The sequence below is a fragment of the Rhizobium phaseoli genome (assembly GCF_003985125.1).
In the GTDB taxonomy this organism is placed as follows: Bacteria; Pseudomonadota; Alphaproteobacteria; order Rhizobiales; family Rhizobiaceae; genus Rhizobium; species Rhizobium phaseoli.
Genome location: NZ_ML133567.1, coordinates 345,836 through 365,913, shown reverse-complemented (window position 1 = coordinate 365,913; position 20,078 = coordinate 345,836). Strand labels below are relative to the sequence as shown.

General features: G+C 62.2%; 21 protein-coding genes and 1 tRNA gene. 4 read left to right on the top strand and 18 right to left on the bottom strand.

Annotation, left to right across the window (positions count from 1 at the left end):
• Positions 1–52: 52 nt before the first annotated feature.
• The 4 genes from EFD56_RS07340 to rsfS form a co-directional block, all read right to left on the bottom strand.
• Positions 53–1,375 carry a S41 family peptidase gene (locus EFD56_RS07340; protein ID WP_003543943.1) on the bottom strand — a complete coding sequence of 441 codons (1,323 nt, stop codon included), beginning with the start codon at positions 1,373–1,375 and terminating at the stop codon, positions 53–55.
• Positions 1,365–2,768, bottom strand: a complete 1,404-nt coding sequence (locus EFD56_RS07335; protein WP_085743512.1) for a murein hydrolase activator EnvC family protein — start codon at positions 2,766–2,768, stop codon at positions 1,365–1,367. The genes EFD56_RS07340 and EFD56_RS07335 overlap by 11 nt, the downstream gene beginning before the upstream one ends.
• Before the next feature lie 181 nt (positions 2,769–2,949).
• The gene (rlmH, locus tag EFD56_RS07330) at positions 2,950–3,432 is read right to left on the bottom strand and encodes a 23S rRNA (pseudouridine(1915)-N(3))-methyltransferase RlmH (RefSeq protein WP_010005696.1); all 483 of its coding nucleotides are present in this window, start codon (positions 3,430–3,432) and stop codon (positions 2,950–2,952) included.
• Positions 3,433–3,551: 119 nt separating this feature from the next.
• Positions 3,552–3,995 carry a ribosome silencing factor gene (gene rsfS, locus EFD56_RS07325; RefSeq protein ID WP_010005695.1) on the bottom strand — a complete coding sequence of 148 codons (444 nt, stop codon included), beginning with the start codon at positions 3,993–3,995 and terminating at the stop codon, positions 3,552–3,554.
• A 210-nt stretch (positions 3,996–4,205) separates the two neighbouring features.
• On the opposite strand from rsfS, the gene EFD56_RS07320 reads away from it, so the two are divergent.
• Positions 4,206–4,583, top strand: a complete 378-nt coding sequence (locus tag EFD56_RS07320; protein ID WP_010005693.1) for a winged helix-turn-helix domain-containing protein — start codon at positions 4,206–4,208, stop codon at positions 4,581–4,583.
• On the opposite strand, the gene modC is transcribed toward EFD56_RS07320, so the two are convergent.
• From modC to obgE, 8 genes are all read right to left on the bottom strand, one after another.
• Positions 4,584–5,651: a molybdenum ABC transporter ATP-binding protein gene (gene modC / locus EFD56_RS07315; protein WP_085743511.1), complete on the bottom strand. Its 1,068-nt coding sequence runs from the start codon at positions 5,649–5,651 to the stop codon at positions 4,584–4,586. It lies immediately after the preceding gene.
• Complete coding sequence (gene modB, locus EFD56_RS07310) at positions 5,648–6,349, bottom strand: molybdate ABC transporter permease subunit (protein WP_184330874.1); 702 nt, start codon at positions 6,347–6,349, stop codon at positions 5,648–5,650. Before modB ends, modC begins: the two co-directional genes overlap by 4 nt.
• A gap of 227 nt (positions 6,350–6,576) precedes the next feature.
• Positions 6,577–7,365, bottom strand: coding sequence for a molybdate ABC transporter substrate-binding protein (gene modA, locus EFD56_RS07305; protein ID WP_085743509.1), 789 nt, complete (start codon positions 7,363–7,365; stop codon positions 6,577–6,579).
• Positions 7,341–7,757 (bottom strand): hypothetical protein, encoded by a 417-nt coding sequence (locus EFD56_RS07300; RefSeq protein WP_125461139.1) that lies wholly within the window; start codon positions 7,755–7,757, stop codon positions 7,341–7,343. The genes modA and EFD56_RS07300 overlap by 25 nt, the downstream gene beginning before the upstream one ends.
• A 95-nt stretch (positions 7,758–7,852) precedes the next feature.
• A complete protein-coding gene (locus tag EFD56_RS07295) occupies positions 7,853–8,452 on the bottom strand; it encodes a nicotinate-nucleotide adenylyltransferase (RefSeq protein WP_225881524.1) in 600 nt (199 codons plus the stop codon).
• 37 nt (positions 8,453–8,489) lie between these two features.
• The gene (locus tag EFD56_RS07290; protein WP_085743507.1) at positions 8,490–9,773 is read right to left on the bottom strand and encodes a glutamate-5-semialdehyde dehydrogenase; all 1,284 of its coding nucleotides are present in this window, start codon (positions 9,771–9,773) and stop codon (positions 8,490–8,492) included.
• Positions 9,766–10,935 carry a glutamate 5-kinase gene (gene proB, locus EFD56_RS07285; RefSeq protein WP_010007010.1) on the bottom strand — a complete coding sequence of 390 codons (1,170 nt, stop codon included), beginning with the start codon at positions 10,933–10,935 and terminating at the stop codon, positions 9,766–9,768. Before proB ends, EFD56_RS07290 begins: the two co-directional genes overlap by 8 nt.
• Complete coding sequence (gene obgE / locus EFD56_RS07280) at positions 10,922–12,010, bottom strand: GTPase ObgE (RefSeq protein WP_085743506.1); 1,089 nt, start codon at positions 12,008–12,010, stop codon at positions 10,922–10,924. The genes proB and obgE overlap by 14 nt, the downstream gene beginning before the upstream one ends.
• 84 nt (positions 12,011–12,094) lie before the next feature.
• On the opposite strand from obgE, the gene EFD56_RS07275 reads away from it, so the two are divergent.
• Entirely contained in the window at positions 12,095–12,961 is an 867-nt protein-coding gene (locus EFD56_RS07275) for an endonuclease/exonuclease/phosphatase family protein (protein ID WP_085743505.1), read from the top strand.
• 37 nt (positions 12,962–12,998) lie between these two features.
• Here the strand turns inward: EFD56_RS07275 and EFD56_RS07270 are convergent, their stop codons facing one another.
• The 4 genes from EFD56_RS07270 to rplU all read right to left on the bottom strand — a co-directional run bounded on the left by EFD56_RS07270 (position 12,999) and on the right by rplU (position 14,984).
• Positions 12,999–13,586, bottom strand: coding sequence for a GNAT family N-acetyltransferase (locus tag EFD56_RS07270; RefSeq protein ID WP_037142274.1), 588 nt, complete (start codon positions 13,584–13,586; stop codon positions 12,999–13,001).
• Entirely contained in the window at positions 13,583–14,239 is a 657-nt protein-coding gene (locus tag EFD56_RS07265) for a GNAT family N-acetyltransferase (RefSeq protein WP_012485632.1), read from the bottom strand. Before EFD56_RS07265 ends, EFD56_RS07270 begins: the two co-directional genes overlap by 4 nt.
• 124 nt (positions 14,240–14,363) lie before the next feature.
• Positions 14,364–14,633 carry a 50S ribosomal protein L27 gene (gene rpmA / locus EFD56_RS07260; protein WP_004676172.1) on the bottom strand — a complete coding sequence of 90 codons (270 nt, stop codon included), beginning with the start codon at positions 14,631–14,633 and terminating at the stop codon, positions 14,364–14,366.
• A 33-nt stretch (positions 14,634–14,666) separates the two neighbouring features.
• Positions 14,667–14,984, bottom strand: a complete 318-nt coding sequence (gene rplU, locus EFD56_RS07255) for a 50S ribosomal protein L21 (protein ID WP_004676173.1) — start codon at positions 14,982–14,984, stop codon at positions 14,667–14,669.
• 303 nt (positions 14,985–15,287) lie between these two features.
• Between rplU and EFD56_RS07250 the strand changes: the two genes are divergently transcribed.
• Positions 15,288–15,377 (top strand) — tRNA-Ser (locus EFD56_RS07250).
• 62 nt (positions 15,378–15,439) lie between these two features.
• Here EFD56_RS07250 and EFD56_RS07245 read toward each other — a convergent pair.
• Together EFD56_RS07245 and EFD56_RS07240 are read right to left on the bottom strand one after the other, a co-directional pair.
• A complete protein-coding gene (locus tag EFD56_RS07245; protein ID WP_126905001.1) occupies positions 15,440–16,420 on the bottom strand; it encodes a LysR substrate-binding domain-containing protein in 981 nt (326 codons plus the stop codon).
• Positions 16,421–16,658: 238 nt separating this feature from the next.
• Entirely contained in the window at positions 16,659–18,011 is a 1,353-nt protein-coding gene (locus EFD56_RS07240; RefSeq protein WP_225881523.1) for an MFS transporter, read from the bottom strand.
• Positions 18,012–18,538: 527 nt separating this feature from the next.
• Between EFD56_RS07240 and EFD56_RS07235 the strand changes: the two genes are divergently transcribed.
• Complete coding sequence (locus tag EFD56_RS07235) at positions 18,539–19,981, top strand: M81 family metallopeptidase (RefSeq protein WP_085743501.1); 1,443 nt, start codon at positions 18,539–18,541, stop codon at positions 19,979–19,981.
• Positions 19,982–20,078: the final 97 nt, after the last annotated feature.

Sequence of the window (20,078 nt, the reverse complement as noted above, 5' to 3'; positions counted from 1 at the left end):
AAACAGCAGAAAGGGTCAAGGCCGGGCGGGTGCCCGGCCTTGCGATGATCAATTACTTGGCGACGACGGCCTTATCGGGGTTCGGCGGAAAGGCCGGATCGGTCTTCTTGCCGCGCAGGAGGTCGAGCGCGTAGTTCAGCTGGACGTCATCCTTCGGATCCGGCGGCACATAGGCAACCGAGCCCGAACCTTCATCGGTTTCGCTCTGGCCCTTGATATGGCCGCGCAGGCTGGATTCACCTTCGGTCACCATCTTGCCCTGCAGTTCTTCCGGCAGCGGCTCTTCGACCTTGATGTCAGGGGTGATGCCGGTGCCCTGGATCGAGCGGCCCGACGGCGTGTAGTAGAGCGCCGTGGTCAGGCGTAGCGCGCCGTTTTCACCGAGCGGGATAATCGTCTGGACGGAACCCTTGCCGAAGGAGCGCGTGCCGAGAACGGTGGCGCGGCGCAGATCCTGAAGCGCGCCGGCTACGATTTCCGATGCGGAGGCCGAACCGCCGTTGATCAGCACGATGACCGGCTTGCCGTCGGTCAGGTCGCCCGGACCGGCATTGAAGCGGCGGGTTTCATCCGGGTTGCGGCCACGGGTCGACACGACCTCGCCACGCTGCAGCAGCGCGTCGGAGACATTGATCGCCTGGTCGAGCAGGCCGCCCGGGTTAAGGCGCAGGTCGAGGACGTAACCCTTCAGCTTGTCGGCCGGAACGGTGTCCTTGATCTTCTTGATCGCCTTTTCCATGTCGGGATAGGTCTTCTCGGTGAAGGAGATGATGCGGAGGTAACCGACATCGTCCTCGACGCGCGATTTGACCGCCTGGACGGCGACGACGTCACGGACGATCGTCAGCTCGATCGGCTTGTCGGCGCCCTTGCGGATCAGCGTCAGCTTGATCGGCGTGTTGACGGCGCCGCGCATCTTCTCGACCGCGTCTTCCAGCTTCAGGCCGCGCACGGACTGGCCGTCGATCTCGGAGATGTAGTCGCCGGCGAGAACGCCGGCCTTGGCGGCGGGCGTATCGTCGATCGGGGTGATGACCTTGACGAGCTCGTCTTCCATCGTGACTTCGATGCCGAGGCCGCCGAACTCACCCTTGGTCTGGGTGCGCATGTCCTCGGCGTCCTTCGCATTCATATAGCTCGAATGCGGATCGAGCGAGGAAAGCATGCCGTTGATGGCATTCTCGATCAGCTTGTCTTCGGCCGGCGGCGTGACGTACTGCGCACGCACGCGTTCGAAGACGTCGCCAAATACCGAGAGTTCCTTGTAGGTAGAGGATCCGGCCGCTTCTGCCGGCACACCTGCCGAGTAAATGACGCTCATCGCGGTCGCACCCATCAATGCGCCGACCAGAACAAGAGAAGCCCTACGAATCATTGCGTGCCTTTCCAGTGTCCTTGGCGGTCCACCACGGTCGGGAATCGACCGGTTTACCGTCTTTTCGAAATTCAATGTAAAGCGTTGGCCGGTCCGTTTCCAGCGCCAATGCAGTTGCGCTTGCCACTCTTTTCGCTCCCATCACGGCGAGCGGCTCGCCGGCGAAAACGAATTTTCCCTGGCGGGTATTGATCGTATCCATTCCCGAGAGAACCAGGTGATATCCGTCGCCCGCGTCAAGGATGATCATCTGGCCGTAACTGCGGAAAGCGCCGGCAAAAACCACCAGGCCGTCTGCAGGCGCCGTCACCACTGTCTCCGGGTTGGTGGCGACCGTCATTCCCATGGCTTCGTGCCCGGTGCCGTCGGCATCGCCGAACTGGCGCAGGATGTCGCCTGCCACGGGCAGCTCCAATTTGGCCCTCAATTCTCCGAACGGATATGCGGGCGCAATGCGGTTTTTATCGGGCACGCCGCTGTCGGCCAGAGCCTTGGCCTGCGCTCGCTGCTCGTCGGTCAGAAGCTTGCGGTTCTCCTCGGCCTGGCGGGCGGCGGCAGCCGCTTCGCGCACCGAAGCGATCTCGGATTCCATCGAAGCGACGAGGCCTTCGAGGCTGGTCGCCTTGCCCGCCAGCTCCTCCGAACGTTTCCTTTCGGCCTGCAGTTCGGCGGCGCTGCTGCGGCTGAGCTTGTCGTTTTCGGCAAGAAGCAGGTCCATGCGCCGCTCTTCCTCGATGCTATCGGTCATCGTCGCCGTCAGGCCGGCCTTTTCGGCCGCACTTGCCGTCTGCAGCGCGGCGAGGCTTGCGAGGTCTGCGGCGAGCTTGTCGGTTTCCTTGCGGATGCCGGGCACGACGGCGCCGAGCAGGATGGCGCTGCGCACCGAAGCGAGCGCGTCATCGGGAGTGACGAGCAAGGCGGGCGGCGGGTTGCGGCCCATGCGCTGGAGTGCGGCCAACACCTCGGCCAGCAGGCCGCGGCGCTCGTGCAGCGAACGGCGGATGCCATCCTGCTTGACGCCGAGATCGGCGAGTTTCTTCTCGCTTTCGAGGATCTGCTTCTCGAGCCCCTTGCGGCGGCCGGCAGAATCGATCAGCGCCTGGCGGATGCTCTCAGTGCTTTTTTCCAGATTGGCGATGCTTTGCTGGAGTTCACTCACCTTGTCCGAGGAAAGGCTGATCGATTTCGACAAGGTTTCGAGTTCGGCGCGGGTCTGATCGCGTTTGGCGGCCAGCTCAGCGGCCGGATCGGGTGGCGGCGGCTCGGCTGCCGGCGGCGGCGTTGCAGATTGTGCCGCTTCCGGCGCGGCTTCCTGAGCGCGGACGGTGACGGTGTTTGCGGACACGACGGTGACGGCGATACCAAAACCGGCCGCAAGTGCCGGCAGAATCATGCGGTGTCGCCTGGTTGGTGTGGTCGTCATGCGTGTCGGGGCACTCTCTCAAATCGCGCGGAGACTAAGCTGATTTGGCACGCTTTGCCAGAAAGTTTGCAAGCGATCGGCCGGCCACGCGAAACACGGCTGCGTGACAATGCGACGCATCGTCAAAGGCTTGAGTTCCACGTGGAACACGTCAAACGCGGTGGTAGGGATGGCCGGACAGGATGGTCACGGCGCGATAGAGTTGTTCGGCGATCAGCGTGCGGACGAGCTGGTGTGGCCAGGTCATTTTGCCGAGGCAAAGCGTGGCGTCGGCACGATCGTAGAGCGCGGGATCGAGGCCGTCGGCGCCGCCGATCGCGATCATCAGATCGCGTTTGCCCTGGTCGCGATAGGAGCCGAGCAGATTTGCGAAAGCTTCGCTGTCGAGCGTCTTGCCGCGTTCATCGAGAAGAATGAGGACGCTGCCTTCGGCAAGCGATTTCAACAGTATCGCTGCCTCCTCGCGTTTGCGGGTCTCTGCATTGGAGGCGCGGCTTTCGGCAGTTTCGGCAATACGGGCAAGTTCGAGGCCGACCGCAGGGCCGGCCTTGGCGAAACGATCAAAATAACGGGCCGCAAGATCCTTTTCGGGGCCGGATTTCAGCCGTCCCACCGCAAAAAGACCAACTCGCATTCACCCGCTCCCGCTTATCAGGCATTTGCGACGCGCAAAGCGCGCCTACCGGCCGGTTTTGATGTTTCCCGGCCAGCCAATGCCACTCTCAGGTGCCGGTCGGAATGCCGGCTCGCCTGTCAGTGCCGTGTTTCTTCATCCATGTCAGGAGCCGCCCACATCTTTTCGATGTTGTAGAACTCGCGGATTTCAGGACGGAACACATGCACGATAATGTCACCGGTGTCGATCAGGATCCAATCACCGCCCTCCTGACCTTCGACGCGGGCCGTACCGAAGCCTTCGTCCTTCAGATCGGTGAGCAGGTGGTCCGAGATCGCCATGACATGCCTGTTCGAACGACCGGAGACGACGACCATGTAGTCTCCGAGCGCCGATTTTCCGGCAATGTCGATGGTGACGATATCTTCAGCTTTGGAGTCCTCGAGGCTGGCGAGGACGGCTTCTAAGGCGCGGGCAGCGGCATCGGCGCCACGTTCTGCGCTCTTCGGGACAACGGCGAGCGTTTTTCCCTTGGCGTGTACTGTTGTCAGTGCTTTCCCTTTCCTGGAATGACAAACCATGCACAACACGAGATCCGATCACGACCGGATCATGGTTAAGATAGGCATCAAACCATTAATGTTTCAAGACGTGCTAACGTACGGAGCGGCGGAAAATCCGATCTGGCGACCGATTTGAACACTATTGCTGCCCTCGCTGCTTGTGCGGGCGGTGTACAGTTTTCAGGCCGGAGCGTAAAGTGCCGGAAATTCCACCATCTGCAGATTCGAATGACCGATCCAGCCGCAAAAACACTCGTTCCCATCTTGCGAATCAGCTTCCCGGATGAAGATCGGCTCGGACGCGGCAAGATGGAGTTGCTGGAACATATCAGCGCCACCGGATCGATTTCCGCGGCAGGGCGGGCAATGGACATGTCCTATCGCCGCGCTTGGCTGCTGGTCAGCGAGATGAATCGGATGTTCTGCGAACAGGTGGTCGAATCGCAACGCGGCGGCCAGAAGGGCGGCGGTGCGGCGTTGACGCCGTTCGGCGAGCAGTTGCTGGCGCGTTTTCGCCGGATGGAAAGCATTTTGAAAGCGAGCCTTGCCGAGGATCTTGCCTGGCTTGAAGCAAAGCGCAACCCGCGGCAGGACGGGCAGGGCTGATCAGGCCTCCAGGGCAACCGTCTTGATGACGGCGAAGACGGTCTTGCCGGGTCGAAGGTCGAGGCGCTCGCAGGAGAGCGCGGTGATGCGCGAAAGGATGGCATCGCCGCCGCAGTCGAGCTGGATTTCAACGGTTCCGTCCGCATCCCGCGATAGCTGTTCGATCTTGCCTTCGACAATGTTGAGGGCACTGAGCCCCTCCGGTCTTGCCGTCGCCAGCATGACGTCGCGCGACGGGATGCGGATGCGGACCGGTGTGCCGGGCGCGAGTGCGGCGCCGGGAATATGCAGCCGGCCGGATTTGAGGGCGACGGTCGAGAGATGGTGACGCGCGTCGAAGCTTTCGACGATGCCTTGCAGCAGCGCGCCCGTCTCCTTCCGGTCGAAGGCCGCAGAGGCGCGGCTTAAAATGTCGACGGCGGGGCCAACCGCCTCCACCCTGCCATCGCGCATGACCACCACTTTGTTTGCGAGCCGCGCCACCTCGGCGATCGAATGGCTGACATAGACGATCGGGGTTTCGGTCTGATCCCGCAATCGCTCGAGATAGGGCAGGATCTCGGCCTTGCGCGCCTCGTCGAGGGCGGCCAGCGGCTCATCCATCAACAGCAGCCGGGGCGAGCAGAGAAGGGCGCGGCCGATCGCGACCCGCTGCTTCTCGCCGCCGGAAAGTTTGGCGGGGCTGCGATCCAGCAGCGTTTCGATGCCGAGCAGGTCGACGACGTGATCGAAGCTCTCGCCGCCTGCAGCTCTTGGCGCGAACCAGCGGCCATAGGAAAGATTGGCGCGGACGCTGAGATGCGGGAACAGCCGCGCCTCCTGAAAGACATAACCGAAATGACGGCGGTGTTTCGGAACGAAGAGACGGGCTTTGGTTTCGGTCAGGGTTTCGCCGTCAAGGATAACGCGGCCCTCGTCCGGGCGGGCGAGGCCGGCGATGATGCGAATCAGTGAGGTCTTGCCGGAGCCGGAGCGTCCGAACAGCGCGGTCACACCGCCGTCGGATGTGAAGGCGGCGTCGAGAAAGAATCCGCCGAGCCTCTGTTTTGCCTCGACGATCAACGTCATTCCGGATCGATCCTTCGGCCGGCGAAACGCGCGAGGAATTCGGAGGCGAGCAGGGCGGTCATGGAAATGATGATGGCGACGAACGTCAGGCGCAGCGCGCCGGCATCGCCGCCGGGCACCTGGGTAAAGGTGTAGATCGCCGACGACAAGGTCTGGGTCTCGCCGGGAATGTTGGAGACGAAAGTGATCGTCGCGCCGAATTCGCCCATCGCCTTGGCGAAGGACAGGATCATGCCGGTGATGATGCCGGGCAGGGTCAGTGGCAGCGTCACCGTCAGGAAGACGAGGATCGGGCCGGCGCCCAACGTTCCCGCCGCCTCCTCGAGCTTGCGGTCGACCGCCTCGATCGACAGGCGGATGCTGCGCACCATCAGCGGAAAGGCCATGACGGCGCAGGCGAGTGCCGCACCCGTCCAGCGGAAGGAAAAGACAATGCCGAAATGCTGGTCGAGCAGGCTGCCGATCGGACCACGGCGGCCGAAGAGGATGAGGAGAAGAAAACCGGTCACAACAGGGGGCAGGATCAGCGGCAGGTGAACGATGCCGTTCAGCACCGACTTGCCCCAGAAGCGTCCGCGGGCAAGCAGCAGCGCGACGAGAATGCCAAGCGGCAGGCTCGCCAGCATGGCGACGACCGAGACGCGCAGGCTGAGCAGGATCGCGGTCCATTCTTCAGGGCTCAGGCCGAACATATCCAAACGCAGTTGTCTCCTTGGAAAATCCGGTGTCACTTGATGCCTGCCCCTCATCCGCCTGCCGGCACCTTCTCCCCGTAAACGGGGCGAAGGGGATATGCAGCACCCTCTCGGTCCCCACCAACGTCTCGCTGGGCACGTCCCCTCGCCCCGTTTACGGGGAGAGGGTTAGGGTGAGGGGCAGCTTCACGCTAAGCTGTCACCATCGATTCCGCAACCAATTCAGCCCATCATTTCAAGACAGTAAATCCCTGCGCCGTGAAGAAGGCGGCTGCCTTATCCGATTTCAGGAAGTCGAGATAGGCCGTTGCGTCAGGGTTCTTGCTCGCGGCAAGGATGGCGATCGGATAGATGATCGGCGGGTGGGATTCGGCCGGGAAGGTGCCGACGATGGCGACACCCTTATCGGCGGCGGCATCCGTCTGGTAGACGATGCCATAGGGCGCTTCGCCGCGGGAGACCAGCGCAAGGGCGGCGCGCACGCTTTCAGCCCCGGCGACCTTGGTTTCGACCGATTTCCAGACGCCGAGTTTGTCGAGCGCGGCCCTGGCGTATTTACCGGCAGGGACCGATTTCGGCTCACCCAGGGCCAGCTTGCCGTCACCGAGCAGACCGGCAAGATCGAAGCCCGGCTTGATCTCGACCGGCTTGGCCTTGTCCTTTTCGGCAACGAGCACGATCCGGTTTCCAAGCAGGTTGGCACGGCTATCGGCCTTGATCAGGTTCTTCTTGGCGACGTAATCCATCCAGTCGAGGTCGGCCGAAATGAAGATATCGGCATTGGCGGCGTTTTCGATCTGTTTGGCGAGCGCGCCGCTTGCCGCATAGGAGGCGACAGCTTCCTTGCCGCTCTCCTTGGACCAGGCGGCATTGGCGGCATCGAGCGCGTCCTTGAGGCTTGCCGCGGCAAAGACGGTGAGCTTTTCGGCGGCGTCTGCCGGTGTCGGCAGCGCTGCGCCAAGCCAGAGAGCCGCGATCGCGGTGGTTGCCTGTTTCATCCATTGGCGGCGGTTCTGCATGATTCTATCCCCGGGGTTCGAAATATTTTGACGAATATAACGACATTGCGGTTTTGGCCAGGGATATATCCAAGGAAATACAACCCTATCGGCCGGCGACGACGATCCAAGCTTTCCGTGAAGCGCATGGCTGTTCCGAGAATAGGAGATTCGGCGATACTGATATGCCTGGGAAAGTCGGCGACAAACCACCAGATCCGCCGTGACAATGGCCACTTTCGTTCGTCTTGCCGATAAAATCGGCAGCAGTCGAAGCCTCTCGCCTTTAGCGTTGCATCACCAGCATTGCTGCATTGCACAAATCGATATTCACCATCCTCAGAAATATGGTACAACACACTCATCGAAACGGCTTTCTCCTCCTCCCATAAGCCGTTCGACAGGATCGACAACACTCCTCCTCCCAGTTGTCGATCGAGTTTATAAGCCCGACGGATCTCCTCCCCCGTCGGGCTTTCTCGTTCCTGAGATTTCCCTGAAAATCAGCCTATTTGACTGCGCCCGGCACAGCGCCGTTGCGGATCGCCGTCGAGCTCAGGCCGGAGCGCGGTCCGTGGATGAAGGTCCAGGCCGGCGCCGGCTTCTTCCAGAGGACGCGGGCGTCATCCTCGTCGACGCGGGCAAAATCGAAGGTTCGTGTCATCTTCGAGGAGAGATAGGAGAGTGTCGCACCCGGCCGGTCGATTACGGCGATCGGGAAGGTGCGGGCAATCTCCTGCCACTTCTGCCATTTGTGAAAGGTCTGCAGGCTGTCGGCGCCCATGATCCAGATGAAATGCACATGCGGATTGCGGGCCTTGATGCGCGCCAACGTATTGGCGGTGTAGCTGACGCCGAGCGCCTGTTCGAAGGCGGTGACCTTGATGCGCGGATCGGCAGCCACACGCTCGCTTTCGGCAATGCGTTCGGCCAGCGGTGCAAGCTGGTTGCGGCTCTTCAGCGGATTGCCCGGGGTCACCATCCACCAGAGCTGGTCGAGGCCGAGGCGCTTGATGGCGATCTCTGCGACAAGCGCGTGGCCCTGATGCGGCGGATTGAACGAACCGCCGAACAGGCCGACGACCATGCCGCGTTCGCTATGCGGCATGCGGAGGTAGCGCCGCTCCAGATTTTCCGTCGTCACGTCAAGGTCGGGTCTGTCCGGCACCGCGCACCCGGTATTTGAAGGAGGTGAGCTGCTCGACGCCGACGGGGCCGCGCGCATGCATCTTGCCGGTAGCGATGCCGATCTCGGCGCCCATGCCGAACTCGCCGCCATCGGCAAATTGCGTCGAGGCATTGTGTAGCAGGATTGCCGAATCGACTTCGGTGAAGAAACGCTCGACCACCGCCGGGTCCTCGGCGATCACGGCCTCGGTGTGGTTCGACGAATAGGTCTGAATATGGGCGATCGCGCCCGATATGCCGTCGACGACGGCGACCGAAATGATCGCGTCGAGATATTCGGTCTTCCAGTCCTCCTCGGTCGCCGGCTTGATGCCGGGGGCGACCTTCAGCACCGTCGCGGAGCCGCGGATTTCGCAGCCGGCTTCGGTGAGAACCTCAAGCAGCGGCGTCAGATGTGTGCCGATCGCGGCACCGTCGACCAGCAGGGTTTCGGCCGCGCCGCAAATACCGGTGCGGCGCATCTTGGCATTGACGACGATCTTCTTTGCCATCTCGATATCGGCGGAGGCATCGACATAGATGTGGCAAAGGCCCTCGAGATGGGCAAAGACCGGCACGCGGGCCTCGCTCTGCACGCGGGCCACCAGGCTCTTGCCGCCACGCGGCACGATGACGTCGATCGCGCCGTCCAGACCGCGCAGCATGGCGCCGACGGCGGCGCGGTCGGTAACCGGAACAAGTTGGATACCATGCTCTGGAAGTCCTGCCGCCTTCAGGCCGTCGAGCATGCAGGCATGGATAGCCTGCGATGAACGGCGCGAATCCGAGCCGCAGCGCAGGATGACCGCATTGCCCGCCTTGAGGCAGAGGGCGCCGGCATCGGCCGTGACGTTCGGCCGGCTTTCGAAGATGACGCCGATGACGCCGAGCGGCGTGCGGACGCGCTCGATCTTCAGACCGTTCGGCCGGTCCCAGGCGGCGATGACTTCGCCGACCGGATCGGCAATGGCGGCAATGGCGCGGATCCCTTCGGCCATCTCGGCGATGCGTTTGTCGCTCAGGGTCAACCGATCAATGAAGGAGGCGAGCATCTCGCTGCCTTCGACGTCCTTCAGGTCCTTGGCATTTTCGGCCAGAATATGGGCGCTGTTGGCGAGGATCGCATCGGCCATGGCGTTCAACGCGCGGTTCTTCGCCGCGGTGGAGGCAAAGCCCAACGGTCGCGCGGCAGCCTTCGCCTTGCGGCCGATGTCGTTCATCAGCGCGTCAATGTCAGGGCTTAGCGCAACAGTATCAAGCATGGGCCGCGTCCTTCTTCTGCCTTTCCGATTTCTGTCTGAGCTGGGCGCTCATCACCATGTCGTCGCGATGGACCATCGCGGCGCGTCCGGCATAACCGAGGATGGGCTCGATCTCGGCCGACTTGCGGCCGGCGATCCGGCGGGCGTCCTCGGCATCGTAACTGGCAAGCCCGCGGGCGATCTCGCGGCCTTCAGGGCCGACGATCGCCACCGTATCGCCGCGGCTGAAGAGGCCGGACACGCTGCGCACGCCGGCCGGAAGCAGGCTCTTGCCGGCCCCGAGGGCGGTGACGGCGCCGTCATCGACATGCAGTTCGCCGGCCGGCTGCAGCTGTCCGGCGATCCAGATCTTGCGGGCGGTCACCGGCGTGCCCGACGGGGCGAACCAGGAGGAGCGGGCGCCGTTTTCGATTGCCGACAGCGGGCTGTCGGTCTTGCCGGAGGCGATGATCATGGCGCAGCCCGAGGTCGTGGCGATCTTGCCGGCATCGATCTTGGTGCGCATGCCGCCGCGTGAGAGTTCGGAGGCGGCACCGCCGGCCATCGCTTCGATGTCAGGGGTGATTTCGGCGATCGTCTCCAGGAAGGTGGCATTCGGATCGAGATGCGGCGGCGCCGTATAGAGGCCGTCGATATCGGAGAGAAGGATGAGCAGATCGGCGCCGGTCATCGTCGCGACGCGAGCAGCCAAACGGTCGTTGTCGCCATAGCGGATTTCGCTGGTCGCGACCGTATCGTTTTCGTTGATGATCGGCACGGCGCCGATCTTCAAAAGCTGGTTGATGGTGGCGCGCGCATTGAGATAGCGGCGGCGCTCTTCGGTATCGCCGAGCGTCAGCAGGATCTGGCCGGCGACGATCTCGTCGCGTGACAGGCTTTCCGACCAGGCACGCGCGAGCGCGATCTGGCCGACGGCGGCGGCCGCCTGGCTTTCCTCGAGCTTCAGCGCGCCGGAAGGCAGGTCGAGCACCGAGCGGCCGAGCGCGATCGCGCCCGAGGAGACGACGAGCACATCGATGCCTTTGGCCTTCAGTCCTGATATGTCGGCGCACATGGCGTCGAGCCAGGCCTTTTTCAGCCCGGCCTTGCGGTCGACGAGGAGGGCCGAGCCGATCTTGATGACGATGCGGCGGTAGCGGGCGAGTGGTTTACGGCTGGTCATCGGCCCCATCCTCGCCCTCGCCCTCTTCGGAGACGATCATGTCGCGATGCCTGAGCTTCGGCACCTTGGCCGGCTTTTCCTCGGCATTTTCTTCGACGATGATATCGCGCAGCGCCCGCAGGACCTCGGTCATGCCCTTGCCGGTGACGGCCGAAATCTGGAACGGCGTCTTGCCGCAGGCCTTGGCCAGTTCTTTCGTCTTCTTTTTCAGTTCGGCTTCGTCGAGCACGTCGATCTGCGACAGTGCGACGATCTCCGGCTTGTCGGTCAGATCGTTGCCATAGGCTTCAAGCTCGTGCTTGACCGTCTTATAGGCTTTGCCGACCTTTTCCTCCTGGGCGGAGACGAGATGGAGCAGCACGCGGGTGCGCTCGACATGGCCGAGGAACCGGTCGCCGATGCCGACACCTTCATGGGCGCCTTCGATCAGGCCGGGAATGTCGGCCAGAATGAATTCCCGTTCGTCGATGGTGGCGACGCCGAGATTGGGATGCAGCGTGGTGAAGGGGTAGTTGGCAATTTTCGGCCGGGCGCGGGTGACGGATGCCAGGAAGGTCGACTTGCCGGCATTGGGCAGGCCGACGAGGCCGGCATCGGCAATCAGCTTCAGGCGCAGCCAGATGGTCTTTTCCTCGCCGGGCAGGCCGGGATTAGCCCAGTCCGGCGCCTGATTGGTCGATGTCTTGAAATGGGCGTTGCCGAAGCCGCCATTGCCGCCATGGGCGAGGCAGTAACGCTGACCTTCGACGGTGAGGTCGCAGATCAGCGTTTCCCGATCTTCCTCGAAGATCTGGGTGCCGACGGGCACCTTGAGCGTCACGTCGCTGCCGTTGGCGCCGGTGCGGTTCCTGCCCATGCCATGGGTGCCGATCGTCGCCTTGAAATGCTGCTGATAGCGGAAATCGATCAGCGTGTTGAGGCCGTTGACGGTTTCCACCCAGACATCGCCGCCGCGTCCGCCATCACCGCCATCGGGGCCGCCGAACTCGATGAATTTCTCGCGCCGGAAGGAGACGCTGCCCGCGCCGCCGTCTCCGGATCGGATATAGACCTTTGCTTCGTCGAGAAATTTCATTTTACTTCCAGTATCCGGTGGCAGTTGGACGGCCCGTCTTGGCCCATTCGATATAGGCGGTTCCGACGGAGGTCAAAGATTATCGTGAATTTTGCGAGCTATAACATACAGTACGGCTTCGGTCTCGACGGCAGATACGATCTCCCGCGTATTGCCCGGAGCCTCGAAGGCGCCGATGTCATCGCGCTGCAGGAGGTGACCCGCGGCTTCTCGCGCAACGGTTTTGCCGACATGGTGGCCGATATTGCAGCGCTCTTTCCCGACTATTTCTGGGTGTATGGGCCGGCCTGCGACCTGCATGTCGAGGCGCCTGAGGGTGGGCTTTCGCCAGTGCGCGGCATCCGTTTCCAGTTCGGCAATATGGTGCTGTCGCGCTGGCCGATCGCCTCGACCCGGACACTGCTCCTGCCACGCAGCCGCACGCTCGGCAAGATCAACCCGCAGCGCGGCGCGACCGAGGCGGTCATCACAGGGCCCGGCGGCGCGATCCGCGTCTACTCCGTCCATCTCGACCATGTCTCTCCCGACGAGCGCATCCGCCAGCTGCAATTCCTGAACACGCAGATCAATGCTTTCGTCCAGGAGGGCGGGTCGCTGACGGGGGCGGCCGAATTCGATCTGCCGGAGCCGCCGTTGCCGGAGGATTACCTCATTCTGGGCGATTTCAACATGGAGCCGGAATCGCCGGAATATTGCGCGCTTGCCGGTGCTGCCGGCGGATATTACGGCCGGGTCGCCCGGATCGGCACGCCGGTCGACGCCTTTGCAGCGCTCGAAGCCTACCGGCCGGAGAGCTACAGCTGGATGAATCCCGAAAATCACCACGAACGCATGCATCTCGATTATTGCTTCGTCAGTTGCGGCCTCGTGAGCCGGTTGCAATCCGCCCGGATCGACACACAATCCCAGGGCTCCGATCATTTCCCGCTATGGGTCGAGATCGGCGATTGACGAAGACGCCGCCGGTGTCGGCGGCGTCTTCCTTCGGTTAAGCGACCTTCCGTGGCTGCAGCATGCCCGGCTGCAACACGGTTTCGATGTGCGAAACCATGGTGTTGCGGGCGAAACAATAGATTTCGCCGCAACCCGTCATGCGGAAACCGAGCTTCTCCTGCAGTCGCAGTGATGCCGGGTTGTCGGCGAAGACGCCGGAATGGATCGGCGTCTCCGGCATGCGGCGCGAGAAGCGCTCGACGATCGCCGCCACCGCCTCGCTCATATAGCCGCGCCGCCAGTAGTAGCGGTTCAGCCAGTAGCCGAGGTGCCAGCGGCCGTGGCGCAGCTCGATCGAGACGTTGCCGATATGGACATCGTCCTGACCGGTGATCGCGAGCGGCCAGTCGGGCAGGGTGCCCGAGGTGACCGGGATCAGCCAGTCCAGCGCATCCTGCCGGTCGAACGGCGCGGGAACGCGGGACAGCATGCGCGTGACCGCGAAATCGGAAAGCGATTCCGCGATCGCAGGCGCATCGCTCAGCCGGTGGGGGCGGAGCGTCAGCCGGGCGGTCGAGATGACAGGCGCGGGGCCGGGCATCATCGGCCTGGTATCCGGCCTTTGCAGCGCGGTCGTGCTCATGCGATGTTCCCCCAGCTTCTCAGCGACATCCAGGTCTTGCGGTCGAGCCTGTACCATTCCACAGGCACGTTGCTGCCGAGTGCCAGCGAGGCGGCAAGCCCCGAACCCTGGAACTGGAAGCCGCACTTCTGGATGACGCGCCGCGAAGCGACGTTCATCACCCGGCAGCGGGCGTCGATCTGGTCAACGTCCTGACGGGTCCTGAACACCATATCGACCAGCGCATGGCAGGCCTCGGTCGTATAGCCCTGGTTCCAATAGGGCTCGCCCAGCCAGTAGCCGATTTCGACGGTTCTGCCGTCGGCATGGGGTTCCACGCCGCAGCAGCCGATAAAGGCGCCGTTTTCGGCTTTGGTGATGGCATAGACGCACTTACCAATCTCGCCATTTCGCGTACGCCAAACAAAGTCGGCGGCATCATTGGCGGTATAGGGGTGCGGCATACGCGATACCATGGTGGCGACTTTGGCGTTGTTGGCGAGATGGGCAAGGGCGTCGATGTCTTCTTCGTGGGGCGCGCGCATGACGAGCCTTTCCGATAACAAGACAGGGCAATCGGTCCTTAACCGTTCCGGCCTCAGCCGTTCCATGGAAGACCGCTGGTCTTCCCGGGATGACCGTGATTGGTCAACCCTTATCAATTCGCCTTGCATGTTCGGTCTCCTGTTTGGACAAAGAAAAAGGGGAGATGGCGCCCCATCTCCCCTGTTTTCTGGACTGAACCTGGTACGGCCAGCCGGGTCGATGAGACGCCGGCTGTTTTAGAGCGCTACCGGCTTATTCCGCTGCTTCCGCTTTCGGCATGACAGACACGTAGACGCGACCGTTGGCCTTCGTTCGGTAGTCCACATTGCCGGCGGTAAGTGCAAAGATCGTATGATCCTTGCCGAGGCCGACGTTGGAACCGGGATGCCACTGCGTACCGCGCTGACGCACGATGATGTTGCCTGCGATGACGGCTTCGCCGCCGAACTTCTTCACGCCAAGGCGCTTGGATTCGGAATCGCGACCGTTGCGCGAGGAACCGCCAGCTTTTTTGTGTGCCATTGGAGTTCTCCTTTAAACCTTGTCCCGTTGATCTTACTTGGCAGCCACGATGTCCGTGATACGGACGACCGTGTGATGCTGACGATGGCCGCGCGAACGCTTCGAATTCTGACGGCGGCGCTTCTTGAAGGCGATGACCTTCTTGCCGCGGTTCTGTTCGACGACTTCTGCCTTGACAGAGGCGCCGGTGACGAAGGGCGCACCGATCGCAGCGTCGGCGCCTTCGCCGATCACGAGCACTTCGGTGAATTCAATGGAGTCGCCTGCGGCAGCTTCCAGCTTTTCGATGGTCAGCACGTCATTGGCTGCCACTCGGTACTGTTTACCGCCGGTCTTGATGACTGCGAACATTTTTTATCCTTTCATGTTCGTTCCGGCGCTCCCCGCATCTTAGCAGGTGGCCGTCTTTTTATCAGTCGAGGTTAAGCAGGGATTTCAGGGGTCTAGCCCGGAACTCTGGTCTGCCGGTGAAACCCCGCGCGAGCGCGGGGCGGGCAAGGGGCGGATTACTCCACTCCTATTGCGGATGCGGGATACGCGAGTGACAGAAAGGTGTCAAGGCAAAAGGATGGAAAAGCTTGAGATTTCGGCTTGCCAACCTGTCATAGGCTCGTTATGAGAACGCCCGCGCCGAACAAGCGCCGACCTGACCGCGGAGAGGTGGCAGAGTGGTCGAATGCACCGCACTCGAAATGCGGCATACCTGCAAGGGTATCGTGGGTTCAAATCCCACCCTCTCCGCCATGGCCTTCAGGCCCATACCGAAGACATAGGTAACAACACGTCCCTTTATGCGGCGCGGCAATTCAGAGAGCATCCCGCATCGCCGTGCCTGGGCGCTGATGTTCTTGTTCCAAAGCCGCGAGACCCGTGAGGACGAAATCTATGAACTCCTGTACATGCGCTTTATCCAGCGATGTCCGGTTCACCTTCAAATAATATCGCCGGTCCACCCGAAGCGGACTGTCGAACAACGGGCAGAGTGCGCCTTCATCCATCAGCGTCCTGACGAGATGATGCCAGCCCAGCACGATTCCCTCTCCTTTGACGGCGGCGTTCACGAGAAGCGGGTAATTGTTGCTGACCATGGCCGGCAACAGGTGCGGTACCCCAAGGCCGCTTGCCTGGAACCAATCGTCCCAGGTGACCGGATGCCAGCCAATGGCATCGGAAGTCCAGTGCTTGCGGTGCAGATCCAGCAAATCCGCGCGTTCCAAGCTTTGCGCATCCGGAAACGGTCCGTGGCGTTCGAGATAGTCGGGGCTGCAGACCGGCTGGACGATATCCGGAAAGAGATAATAGAGATTCTCCCCAACCTCGCAGCGCTCGTTTCCGCAAATCAGAGAAAGATCGACCTCATCAAAGTTCCGCAGCGTGTCGTCTTCGTCCGAGGCCAAGAGCACGAACCTGACATCCGGCCGATCGGAACGGAAGCGGTCCACGAGGGGCTTCAGCCAACAGGCGATCGCCGCATTGGTGCCCGAACAGGTGATGACGGGAGGGTCGGAGGGAGCATTGATATTGTTGATCCCGTCGCAAATTATGTCGAGCCCGCCACTGACTGCGGTCAGGAGCCGTTGACCGTCAGAGGTCAGTTCGAGGCTGTTGTGCTTTCGGATGAACAAGATGACACCCAGCGATTTTTCCAGACCGCGGATCTGCTGGCTGATGGCCGCCTGGGTGACGTTGAGTTCGTTCCCGGCAAGGGTAAAGCTCAAATGCTTCGCCGCGACTTCGAAAGTGGCGAACGAACCGAGCGAGGGGAGGTAACGGCGTTTGAGCAGCATGCGATAACATCATCGTCCGAGGGAACATCGACACAGGGTCGCACGTCTTTCAGTTGCGCAAAAGACCAGTCACATGATGCCGGACACGAGATCCGTAGGCCAAAGGGCTGAAGCGCGCCGCATGAATCACATCTCGTGCGACGCGTTTTGGCTTTAAAGCGCGTCGCGATCTTCAGATTCGCTTGCCGCGCTTTGTTTTTACGCATGTCGTTATCGCAAAACCGCTACGGGACATGCTTTAGTGCGAAAATCCGGCGGCGGTCTCGCTCAGGCTCTTCCCCTTCGTTTCCGGAGCCCACAATTGTGACACCAGAGCGCCGCTGAACACGACGGCCGCAGCGACTAGCATCGTGGTCGAAACGCCGAATTTCTCGACCCCGATCGGCAACAGGAAGGTGCCTAAACCAGCACCGACCCGGCTGACGGCGGCGGCAAAGCCGGTGCCGACCCCACGGACTTCGGTGGGAAACACCTCGCCGGGATAGATGCTCGTCAGAGTCCCGTTCATCGCGTTCAGGAACGAGAAGATGAGGAAGAGACCGAGCACGACGGCCGAGGGTGCTCCCGACCACAAGCCGATCACCAGGAAGACGACTGTGGTGATCCACTGCGGAGGTACCGTGAACAGACGCCGGCCGGCCTTGTCGATCAATGCCACGGTGACGGCGACCCCGGCCACCGCGACCATGGAAAGACCGACGCCGCCGGCAAGCCCGCCATTGAGGCCATATTGCTCCAACACGCTGTCGGCAAACGTGGCGATGGCAAAATACGGCAGGACATTGCAGAACCAGAACCACGAAACGAAGGCCGTCATCCGCCAATATTTCACGGAGAACAGGTCGGCGAACCGACCTTGACGCACTTCCGTGCTCTCGATGTCCGCCATCTCGTCGGCGCTCTCGAGATATTTGCGCGCGATCGCGCGCGCCTCGTCCTTGCGGCCCTTGCTCCACAGCCAGCGCGGCGATTCAGGCAGGCCGATCCGCGCGAAGAACAGAATGACCGAAATAAAGGTGCTGGTTCCGATAATGATCCGCCACGGCATCGGCTCCGGCAGGTTCAAGAGGTAGCCCACGGTGTAACCGATCATGAATCCGCCGTACCAGGCGAGGATCGTGACGCCCATCAGGCGCCCCCGCAGCCGGGCCGGTGCAAATTCCGACATCAGCGGCCAGCCGACGGAATACTCGGCGCCGATCGCGACGCCCATTAGTAGCCGCACTGCGAATAGCATCGTCACCGAGGCGATGAAGAACTGCATGGCCGACGCCAGCACGAACAGTCCCATGTCGATCATGAACAGCGGCTTGCGGCCGAATTTGTCGCCCGCCCACCCGCCGAGCGGCGAGCCGATGAGAATCCCGAACAGCGCAGCCGAGGCGATGAGGCCCATATCGACCGTCGTCATTCCCATTTCGGCCTTCATGACAGCGGTCACCGGGCCGATGACCCCGAGAATGTAGCCATCGAGCAGCATTCCGCCGGTGAGAACGGCAATCATCCTGATCATGAAGCGTCGTTTGAACGCAGCGGACGTCTCTTCCCTGACAATTGGACCTGAAATAACCGCTTCCGTCTCCAGTGACATAACTGCCTCCCTTGGTTAGCGATAAACACTTTTCCTGTTCCTGCGGCATCCAGCAGGGGCGGGGGTGCCGCATCGGCCCGCCCCGCATTCGTCAGGAGGCGTCTCCCGCACCTACCGGTTTGGCGGGCACGGCAAGGGCAAGGCTGACGGCCATGCCCACCGCAAGACGGTGTGTGATCATTTGACGCTCCTCCCGAACGGCGCAACTCCTGATGGAAGACAGGGTCGAGCACATTGCATCTTGCGTATTCGGGATCGAATTCGGCAAACGAGGATCTTCATCGGCGCGGCATAAGGCCCGCCTTATCCTGTCGGACCGACGCTACGTTGCGTCAGCCGGTTGCCATCGCGCCGGGGGAGGACGGCCGATGTGCCGGCAAAGATGCGAAGCCATTCGCTTGCGATGCGCCCGCACTTGGTGTCAAGATGACGCGTGAACACCAGAAGACGGCACTGGCCTCGACAGGCGAGGATCTGCCGGCACCGCCTACCTTCCCGATTGCTCCCAACATCATCTGAGGTTTCCCATGCGCATCGCCGTCGGTGGCATTCATATCGAGTGCAGCACATACAATCCGGTTCTGAACGAGGAGGGCGATTTTCGGGTGTTGCGCGGCGAGGGGCTGCTGGAGTCGCCCTACTTTGCCTTCCTAAGAGACTATGACGCGGAATTCCTGCCGACGATCCATGCCCGCGCCATTGCCGGCGGGCCGGTTTCGCGTGCCACCTATGAGGCGTTCAAGAGCGAATTCCTCGAGCGGCTGAAGCCGCTGCTGCCGCTCGACGGGCTCTATCTTGCCATGCACGGCGCCATGTATGTCGACGGCATGGAAGATGCCGAGGGCGACTGGATCGATGCCGCCCGCGCCCTGGTCGGCGAGGATTGCACGGTTTCGGCGAGCTATGACCTGCACGGCAACGTCACCCAACGCATCATCGACGCGCTCGATATCTATTCGACCTACCGCACGGCGCCGCATATCGATGTCGAGGAGACAATGCGCCGCTCGGTCGCCATGCTGGTGAAAAGCCTGAAAACAGGGGTGAGACCGCTTGTTCTCTGGGCGCCGATCCCGGTCGTGTTGCCCGGCGAGCGGACCAGCACCGTCGATGAGCCGGCCAAAAGCCTTTATGCCCTGCTGCCTGAGATCGACGCGATCGACGGCGTCTGGGATGCATCGCTGATGGTCGGCTACGTCTGGGCCGACGAGCCGCGCGCGACAGCCGCCGCCATCATGACCGGTACCGATCGCGCCGTGCTCGAGCGTGAGGCCAAGCGCCTCGCCCAGGCCTATTGGGATGCACGCGAGGACTTTGTCTTCGGTTGCGAGACGGGCTCCGTCGAAGAATGCATCGCGAGAGCCATCGCCAGCCCGACGGCTCCTGTCGTGCTCGCCGAATCCGGCGACAACCCGACCGGCGGCGGCGTCGGAGATCGAGCCGACGTCCTGGCCGAGCTGATGTCCAGAAACGCCACCGGCGTCGTCTTTGCCGGTATTGCCGACCTCGAAGCGACCGAGGCCTGTTATGCTGCGGGCGTCGGTCGCGAGCTGGAACTTAGCGTCGGCGCTTCGCTCGATAGCCAAGGCAGCAAGCCGGTCTTTGGCCGTTTCACCGTCAAGTTCCTGCACGAAACTTCCGACCCGTCAGACCGTCAGGCGGTGGTCTCGCTCGGCGGTATCGATCTGGCGCTTTCGGCCAAGCGGCGGCCCTATCACAATATAGCCGACTTCACCCGGCTCGGGCTCGACCCGCATGCGGCCAAAATCATCGTCGTCAAATCGGGCTATCTCTCGCCGGAACTGGCCCCGATTGCCAATCCGAACCTGATGGCCCTGTCGGAGGGCGTCGTCGATCAGTTCGTCGAGCGCCTGCCGCGGCTGCGCAAACAGCACCCGACCTATCCTTTCGACAGGGATTTTGCCTTCGAGCCGCAGGTCTTCCTCTCTGCGCGGTCACCGCAGGCTTGAGATTTCACCGACGCCGGAGAGATGATTTCCCGAGAGAATGTTCGGCGCAGACTCCCCGACCCTCAAGGACTTGCGACCGGGCCAGGCGATCGGTCGA